Genomic DNA, 1,926 nt, shown 5'->3' with positions numbered 1-1,926 from the left:
CCGATGAAAACATCTGTGCAACTGTTTGCCCGTTGGTACGGGGATCGCGTTGTGCGGGTGCTTAGGTCGGGATTGTGAAATCCCTCGTGGTGTTGTCCCGCGACACGGTCGCGGTTCGGATAGTGGTTGCCGCCGCGCTCGGAGTTGTCGTCGCTCTCGCGGTGGGCAACACCGTCGGCTGGCGGTTCGCGCTTGCCGGCTGGGTCGTTACCGCCGGCGTCTATGTGGTGTGGACGCGGCTCATCCTTGGCGGGATGGATGCCGATGAAACCTGCAAATATGTGACCAAGGAGGACCCCACCCGGTGGGTAGCCGACGCGGTGATCGTGTCGGCAAGCGTCGCGAGCCTGGGCGGGGTCGGTTACGTGGTCGCCGCAGCGTCGCGGTCGGGCCCCACCGCCGTAGAGGCTGCCGTGGTCGGCATCTTGACCGTCGCCGCGTCCTGGTTTGCCGTGCACACGCTGTTCACCGTGCACTACGCGCGGCTCTACTACTCCGACAAGCCGGGCGGAATCAACTTCCACGATCCCGAACCGCCCCGCTTTCGGGACTTCGCGTATGTGGCCTTCACCGTAGGCATGACCTATCAGGTGTCAGACACCGAAATCGGATTGACGGCTATCAGGGCGACGGTGTTGCGCCATGCGCTGCTGTCCTATCTCCTCGGCGCGGTCGTCCTAGCGGTCACGATCAACCTGATCGCGGGATTGGGTGCCAAGGTCTGATCGCTTGGCCGGGGGCCGACGGTGCCGCGCAAGGTCAGCGCGGCGGGCCAAGAATGACCTGTCCGAACTTGTCCGCGCCCTCCGCCATCCGCGCGGGAGAGATTTCGAAACCGTCCGGACGCGGCGTTGCTTTGTCACGACCGGCGTAGCGGAACATACCTTCGATTCCCGCGGGGGTGTTGATCATGAGCAGATCCGCTTTCTTGGATGTGATGCGGTATGCGTGCGGAATGTTCTTGGGCAAGAAGACGATACCGCCTTCCGATAGCTCCATCTCCTCGTCGTCGTACCAGAGCAACGCGGTCCCCTTGATCAGCATGAAGACCTCATCCTCACGCGTGTGTTTGTGATACGGGGGCGCTTCGCCCTCGCTGACATCGAAGCGTCCGATCATCAACTGGCCATCTGTGGCCTTGCCGTCGAGCAAGATCGCCAACGTGCCGCCGTCGAGCCATTCCAATTGCTGCTGCTGCTGCGGTTGCGCCAGGTATGCCATGCTCATGCGTCGTCCCTATCGTTATCGGCGAGAGCACCGCTGTGCTCGCGAGTGAATCAGTTTGGGCGACTTCAATGTCGGATGTCGAGAATACCCAGAAGCCTGGCGCCGGGCGAAATCCGGCAGCGATACAGTTCCCGTGGGTCGCCGGAAAGGTTGGTGAGCGAGAGTGAGCTTAGCGAAACTATTTGAGCTGCATGGCAAGAACGCTCTGGTGACTGGCGCCTCGAGCGGTATCGGCAAGCAAGTGGCGCTGGCTTACGCGCAAGCCGGGGCTGCAGTGGCGCTCGCGGGCCGACATCACGAGCCGCTAGAGGAAGTGGCCGCAGAAATCACCGCCGGCGGCGGGACGGCGATACCCATCACCTGCGATGTCACCCAGCCAGAGTTGGTGGCCACCATGCTGAACCGAGTCAACGACGAGTTGGGCGGGATCGACATCGCGGTCTGCAACGCCGGGATCATCGCCTTCGACAGTCTGCTGGACATGCCACTGGAGGACTTCCAGCGCATCCAGAACACCAACGTCACCGGCGTCTTCCTCACCGCACAGGCCGCGGCGAAGGCCATGGTCGCCCAGCAACGCGCCGGAACCATCATCACCACGGCGTCGATGTCGGGCCACATCGTCAATACCCCGCAGCCAGTAGGCCACTACTGCGCCTCGAAGGCAGCCGTCATCCAGCTGACCAAGGCGATGGCTGT

Annotated in this window: 3 protein-coding genes; 2 read left to right on the top strand and 1 reads right to left on the bottom strand. The window is 62.8% G+C overall.

Going from position 1 to position 1,926, the window contains the following annotated elements; genetic code table 11:
* The first annotated feature begins 74 nt into the window (after nt 1-74).
* The gene (locus tag WBF82_RS16435; protein ID WP_424384040.1) at nt 75-725 is read left to right on the top strand and encodes a DUF1345 domain-containing protein; all 651 of its coding nucleotides are present in this window, start codon (nt 75-77) and stop codon (nt 723-725) included.
* 34 nt (nt 726-759) lie between these two features.
* On the opposite strand, the gene WBF82_RS16430 is transcribed toward WBF82_RS16435, so the two are convergent.
* A complete protein-coding gene (locus WBF82_RS16430) occupies nt 760-1,221 on the bottom strand; it encodes a cupin domain-containing protein (RefSeq protein WP_424384039.1) in 462 nt (153 codons plus the stop codon).
* 169 nt (nt 1,222-1,390) lie between these two features.
* On the opposite strand from WBF82_RS16430, the gene WBF82_RS16425 reads away from it, so the two are divergent.
* Nucleotides 1,391-1,926: SDR family NAD(P)-dependent oxidoreductase (locus tag WBF82_RS16425; protein ID WP_424384038.1), on the top strand; the 536-nt coding region annotated here is incomplete at its 3' end.

The sequence above is a fragment of the Mycobacterium sp. genome, from assembly GCF_049673265.1.
Taxonomy (GTDB): domain Bacteria; phylum Actinomycetota; class Actinomycetes; order Mycobacteriales; family Mycobacteriaceae; genus Mycobacterium.
Note: the sequence above shows the minus strand (reverse complement) of the source record. Positions and strands in the feature narration are given on the sequence as shown.

Excerpts from the sequence above, each read along its gene's own strand:
- WBF82_RS16430 (WP_424384039.1), bottom strand. The coding sequence starts at position 1,221 with ATGGCATACCTGGCGCAACCGCAGCAGCAGCAGCAATTGGAATGGCTC.